Here is a 6,151-nt window from a genome sequence, read left to right on the forward strand (position 1 = left end):
ACAATCTCGTATCAGTCGAGACGGTCAGCCGGGACGGTCAGCCGGGGCGGTCAGTCGAGACGGTTCGCCAGCGACCTGAAGTCGGCCCAGGACAGCTCGGGTTCGCCGAGGTCCCACAGCTTCTGGACCGTCGCCGCCAGCGGCAGCCTGATGCCCTCGGCGACCTGCGCCTGCGTCTGCGCGCTCGGGATATCGCCCCAGACCGCGAAGCTGCCGCCGAGTATCTGGTCGTCGTACTTGGCGTCGACCGGCGTGGTGCCGCGCACGACGAGCGGGGTCCACTGCTCGTAGATGCGCTCGCCGGTCGGGTAGACGAAGGTCTGCGGCTCACCGAGCACGTAGTAGAGGAACTCGTCGTTGTAGTTGATCACCTCGCGGCCCTCGCTCAGGTACTCGGCGGGCGGCCGGGCGCCGATCTCCTTGCCGGTCCAGTAGGCGACCTTGATGTCCTTCAGCGGCTCGACGGACGTGTCCTTGAAGAAGCCGTCGTTCCAGGCGCGCGGGACGCGGTCGTGGGCCATGACGGTCTTGGCCCGGTCGTTGAGCCAGTCGGTGGTGAGGTCGGCGACGGTGCCGCCGGAGCCGTAGGCCTCGCGGGCGGCGGCGGCGAGCGTCGGGTAGGACGCCTCGGGGTCGGGCACCACGAGCGCCTGGTACTCGTCGGCGCCCAGGTGGAACTGGGAGCCGGGGAAGAGGTCGGCGTACTCGTTCAGCAGGTCGTCGACGATCTCGGCGGATTCCGGCTTCGAGATGTCGATCGCGCCGCGCGTCGGCGTGCCCTGCGCGTTGCGCAGCTGCAGGTCGGGGTGGGCGGCGAGCACGGCGCCGAGGTGGCCGGGCGAGTCGATCTCGGGGACGACGGTGATGTGGCGCGAGGCGGCGAGATCGATGATCTCCTTCATCTCGGCCTTGGTCAGGTGGTCGTCCGAAACGATCTCGGGGTGCGAGTCGGACTCGATGCGGAAGGCCTGGTCGTCGGAGAAGTGCAGGCCCAGCTCGTTGAACTTGAGGTCGCCCAGCTCGCGTATCCGGTCCTTGATCCAGTCGGCGTCGTAGTGCTTGCGGGCGATGTCGAGCGAGAAGCCGCGCTTCGGCTTGGCGGGCTCGTCCTTCACCACGCCCTCCGGCGCGGTGCCGCCGCCGTCCACGGCCTGCTTCAGGGTGCGGGTGCCGTAGTAGACACCGGCCTCGGCCGGCCCGCTGACGGTGACGCGGCCGTCACGCACGGTCATGGTGTACGACTCGGGATTCGCGCCGTTGTCGACCCTGACGTCGAGGAGCACGTCCCCGGCGCGTTCGTCGTCCTTCTCCCCCGCGTACGTCAGCCCCAGGTCACCGGCGATCTGCCGTCCCTCGTCGGCGAGAGAGGCGTCGGCGACGACGACACGGTGCTCCTTCTCCGGCTGCCAGCCGGGGCCGCGGGCCGCGGTGTGCTCACGTACGGCGGGTATGGTGCGCGGTTCCTCGGACAGCGGGTAGGAACGGCTCGGGCTGGGCGCGGCCGCCTCCGCGGGAGACCGCGCGGCCTGGCCTCCGGGTCCGCCGTCATCGTCTCCGCCGGTGGCCCACAGGCCGACTCCCAGCCCGAGCGAGGCGACCACCGCACCGGCGATCACGGCCCGCTGCCTCACCTTGTTCGCCGGTATCCGGCGTCCGTGCTCGCTCACAGCGCCAACCTAAAGCCGCTGCTGCCGCAATGCGTCCACCACATGTTCTGAAACTCTCCCGTTCGGGTGAAATTCGGGCATCGGTCGGACACGTCATGCCGTCACTCGATAACGTGACGCCACATCTTTCGCACACGAGGACCCACGCTGCCTGTGCACCGTCTCCCAGATCTCTCCGGCCGAGTGGCCATACCGGTACCGGTGCAAACACGCGCCAATCCGGCAACACCCTCCTCGCTGGAGCGCTTCAACACGGCGCCGCCCGACGAGGCCGCCCAGACCCTCCTGACCTGCCTGGGAAGCCATGACTGGGCCCACCGCCTGACGGCCCACCGCCCCTACCCGGACCTCCCCGCCCTCCTCGCGGCGGCGGACGAGGCGTCCTACGACCTGCCCCCGGCCGCCCTGACAGAGGCCCTGTCGGCAGAAACCCAGCCCGCCCTCCCGGCCGACACATACGCGGCCGCCCACACGGCCCTGAGCGCGGCCCACGCGGCCTACGAGTCCCGCTTCGGACACGTGTTCGTCATCTGCCTGGACGGCCTGAACCCCGACGAGTCGCTGGACCAGGTACTGGCAGCCATCCGGTCACGATTGACAAACGATCCGGACGAGGAACGCCTGGTGGCAGCGGAGGAACTCCGGCGCCTGGCAAGAGCACGGCTGACCAACGCCCTCCAGGGGCGCGGGGCGGCGACATCAGCGGCTCCGCCGCGTGGGCGCGACCAGCCACCGACTACCCGCACCCGGCAAACCACCCAAACCCCCACCCCCTGAGCCGCCCCGCCCCGATCCACTGCTCCTTTGAGTGCAACTTTGATCACACAGGCAGGCCCCCCGTAAGCGCCGCAGGCAACCGTCGCTACCATGCTGGGGGCCGGTGGACCGTACCCGGCCGGGCCCGACCGACAAGGAAAGCCGGCGCGGCCCCAATCCCCGCTCCCGGAGGAAATTTCCGTGCCGGCTGGAACGCTGTACCGCGGCCGGGAAGGAATGTGGTCCTGGGTGGCTCATCGAGTCACCGGCGTCCTCATTTTCTTCTTCCTGTTCGTTCACGTGCTGGACACCGCTCTCGTGCGGGTGTCCCCCGAGGCCTACGACACCGTCGTGGCCACGTACAAGACGCCGATCGTCGCGCTGCTGGAGTACGGCCTCGTCGCCGCCATCCTCTTCCACGCGCTCAACGGCCTGCGCGTCATCGCTGTCGACTTCTGGGTCAAGGGCGCCCGCTACCAGAAGCAGATGCTCTGGACCGTCGTCGCCCTGTGGGTCGTGCTGATGATCGGGGCGATCTACCCCGTCCTCGGCCACGCCGCTCGTGAACTGTTCGGGAGCTGACGCCAATGTCCACGACTGAATCCCCCGCATCCGGGATCGGCCCCGTCGAGGGCGCCTCCCTCTACACGGTCGACAACCCGGCGCCGTTGATCGAAGCCCCCCGCGCGCGGACGAAGAGGACCCCGAAGTCCACCCGTGGCAACTTCGAGATGGTCGCCTGGCTCTTCATGCGCCTGTCCGGCGTGGTGCTGGTCGTCCTGGTCATCGGGCACCTGCTCATCCAGCTGGTGCTGGACGGCGGCGTCTCGAAGATCGGCTTCGCCTTCGTGGCCGGCCGCTGGGCCTCGCCGTTCTGGCAGGTCTGGGACCTCGCGATGCTCTGGCTCGCGATGCTGCACGGCGGCAACGGCCTGCGCACGGTCATCAACGACTACGCGGAGCGCTCGAACACCCGCCTGTGGCTCAAGGGCCTGCTCTACACCGCCACGGTGTTCACCATCCTGCTGGGCACGCTGGTGATCTTCACCTTCGACCCGAACATCCGCTAGGCACGGGGCTGCGAAAATCATGAAGGTACACAAGTACGACACCGTCATCGTCGGCGCCGGTGGCGCCGGCATGCGCGCGGCCATCGAGTCGACCAAGCGCAGCCGCACCGCCGTGCTGACGAAGCTCTACCCCACCCGCTCCCACACGGGCGCCGCGCAGGGCGGTATGGCCGCCGCGCTCGCCAACGTGGAGGAGGACAACTGGGAGTGGCACACCTTCGACACGGTCAAGGGCGGTGACTACCTGGTCGACCAGGACGCCGCCGAGATCCTGGCGAAGGAGGCCATCGACTCGGTCCTCGACCTGGAGAAGATGGGCCTGCCGTTCAACCGGACGCCCGACGGGACGATCGACCAGCGCCGCTTCGGCGGGCACAGCCGGAACCACGGCGAGGCTCCCGTCCGCCGCTCCTGCTACGCGGCCGACCGCACCGGCCACATGATCCTCCAGACGCTGTACCAGAACTGCGTCAAGGAGGGCGTGGAGTTCTTCAACGAGTTCTACGTCCTGGACCAGCTGATCACCGAGGTCGACGGCGTCAAGCGGTCGTCCGGTGTGGTCGCGTACGAGCTGGCGACCGGCGAGATCCACGTCTTCCAGGCGAAGTCCGTGATCTACGCCTCCGGCGGCACCGGCAAGTTCTTCAAGGTGACCTCCAACGCGCACACGCTCACCGGTGACGGCCAGGCGGCCGTGTACCGGCGCGGGCTGCCGCTGGAGGACATGGAGTTCTTCCAGTTCCACCCGACCGGCATCTGGCGCATGGGCATCCTGCTGACGGAGGGCGCCCGCGGTGAGGGCGGCATCCTCCGCAACAAGGACGGCGAGCGCTTCATGGAGAAGTACGCGCCGGTCATGAAGGACCTCGCGTCCCGTGACGTCGTCTCGCGCTCCATCTACACGGAGATCCGCGAGGGCCGCGGCTGCGGTCCCGAGGGCGACCACGTCTACCTGGACCTCACCCACCTCCCGCCGGAGCAGCTGGACGCCAAGCTCCCGGACATCACGGAGTTCGCGCGGACCTACCTCGGCATCGAGCCCTACACGGACCCGATCCCGATCCAGCCCACCGCGCACTACGCCATGGGCGGCATCCCGACCAACGTCGAGGGTGAGGTCCTCAGGGACAACACCACCGTCGTCCCGGGCCTGTACGCGGCCGGCGAGGTGGCCTGCGTGTCGGTGCACGGCGCCAACCGCCTGGGCACCAACTCGCTGCTCGACATCAACGTCTTCGGCCGCCGGGCCGGCATCGCCGCCGCGGAGTACGCCCAGAAGGCGGACTTCGTCGAGCTGCCCGCGGACCCGGAGTCCCTGGTCGTCGAGCAGATCGAGCGGCTGCGCTCCTCCACCGGCACCGAGCGGGTGGCGACGCTCCGCGGCGAGCTGCAGGAGTGCATGGACGCCAACGTCATGGTGTTCCGCACCGAGCAGACGATCAAGACGGCCGTCGAGAAGATCGCCGAGCTGCGCGCCCGCTACAAGAACGTGTCGATCCAGGACAAGGGCCGGCGGTTCAACACCGACCTGCTGGAGGCCGTCGAGCTGGGCAACCTGCTCGACCTGGCCGAGGTGATGGCGGTGTCCGCCCTCGCCCGCAAGGAGTCGCGCGGTGGTCACTACCGCGAGGACTTCCCCAACCGCGACGACGTCAACTTCATGCGCCACACCATGGCGTACCGCGAGGTGGGCGACGACGGCGCCGAGTCCATCCGGCTCGACTACAAGCCGGTCGTCCAGACCCGCTACCAGCCGATGGAGCGTAAGTACTGATGGCTACCCCTGTCATGGAGAAGAGCGACAAGGCTCCCGAGAACGGCTTCGCCGACTCCCCGTACATCACGGTCACCTTCCGCGTCCGCCGGTTCAACCCGGAGGTCGCGGCCGAGGCCGCCTGGGAAGACTTCCAGCTGGAGATCGACCCGAAGGAGCGCGTCCTCGACGCGCTGCACAAGATCAAGTGGGAGCTGGACGGCAGCCTGACCTTCCGCCGCTCCTGCGCGCACGGCATCTGCGGCTCGGACGCCATGCGGATCAACGGCAAGAACCGGCTGGCCTGCAAGACGCTGATCAAGGACCTCAGCCCCGAGAAGCCGATCACGGTCGAGCCCATAAAGGGCCTGACGGTCCTCAAGGACCTGGTCGTCGACATGGAGCCGTTCTTCCAGGCGTACCGGGACGTGATGCCCTTCCTGATCACGAAGGACACCAACGAGCCGACGCGTGAGCGCCTTCAGTCCGCCGAGGACCGCGAGCGCTTCGACGACACGACGAAGTGCATCCTGTGCGCCGCCTGCACGTCGTCGTGCCCGGTGTTCTGGAACGACGGGCAGTACTTCGGCCCCGCCGCGATCGTGAACGCCCACCGCTTCATCTTCGACTCGCGCGACGAGGCCGGCGAGCAGCGGCTGGAGGTCCTCAACGACCGCGACGGCGTCTGGCGCTGCCGTACGACCTTCAACTGCACGGACGCCTGCCCGCGCGGCATCGAGGTCACCAAGGCGATCGCGGAGGTGAAGCGGGCGCTGATCACGCGCCGCTTCTGACCCGCGGGACGACCGCCACGGCCGAGGGCCCCGATCGACGCTGTCTCTTATACACCTCGGACGCGGCCGACGACTAGAGAGGGGTAGATCGCGGGGGGCGCCGGATCCGGA

General features: G+C 68.7%; 6 protein-coding genes. 5 read left to right on the forward strand and 1 reads right to left on the reverse strand.

The window, feature by feature from the left end:
- Positions 1–50: 50 nt before the first annotated feature.
- Positions 51–1,616: a glycoside hydrolase family 20 protein gene (locus tag ACFWR9_RS25650; protein ID WP_383846206.1), complete on the reverse strand. Its 1,566-nt coding sequence runs from the start codon at positions 1,614–1,616 to the stop codon at positions 51–53.
- A gap of 252 nt (positions 1,617–1,868) precedes the next feature.
- Here ACFWR9_RS25650 and ACFWR9_RS25655 point away from each other — a divergent pair, with 252 nt between their 5' ends.
- From ACFWR9_RS25655 to ACFWR9_RS25675, 5 genes are all read left to right on the forward strand, one after another.
- A complete protein-coding gene (locus tag ACFWR9_RS25655; RefSeq protein ID WP_383846127.1) occupies positions 1,869–2,444 on the forward strand; it encodes a 2-oxo-4-hydroxy-4-carboxy-5-ureidoimidazoline decarboxylase in 576 nt (191 codons plus the stop codon).
- Between the two features lie 180 nt (positions 2,445–2,624).
- Complete coding sequence (gene sdhC / locus ACFWR9_RS25660) at positions 2,625–3,005, forward strand: succinate dehydrogenase, cytochrome b556 subunit (RefSeq protein ID WP_079163643.1); 381 nt, start codon at positions 2,625–2,627, stop codon at positions 3,003–3,005.
- A gap of 5 nt (positions 3,006–3,010) precedes the next feature.
- The gene (locus tag ACFWR9_RS25665; RefSeq protein ID WP_383846129.1) at positions 3,011–3,493 is read left to right on the forward strand and encodes a succinate dehydrogenase hydrophobic membrane anchor subunit; all 483 of its coding nucleotides are present in this window, start codon (positions 3,011–3,013) and stop codon (positions 3,491–3,493) included.
- 19 nt (positions 3,494–3,512) lie between these two features.
- Positions 3,513–5,267 (forward strand): succinate dehydrogenase flavoprotein subunit, encoded by a 1,755-nt coding sequence (sdhA, locus tag ACFWR9_RS25670; RefSeq protein ID WP_383846131.1) that lies wholly within the window; start codon positions 3,513–3,515, stop codon positions 5,265–5,267.
- Positions 5,267–6,040 (forward strand): succinate dehydrogenase iron-sulfur subunit, encoded by a 774-nt coding sequence (locus tag ACFWR9_RS25675; protein WP_383846133.1) that lies wholly within the window; start codon positions 5,267–5,269, stop codon positions 6,038–6,040. Before sdhA ends, ACFWR9_RS25675 begins: the two co-directional genes overlap by 1 nt.
- Positions 6,041–6,151: the final 111 nt, after the last annotated feature.

The sequence above is a fragment of the Streptomyces sp. NPDC058534 genome (genome assembly GCF_042717365.1).
Lineage (GTDB): Bacteria > Actinomycetota > Actinomycetes > Streptomycetales > Streptomycetaceae > Streptomyces.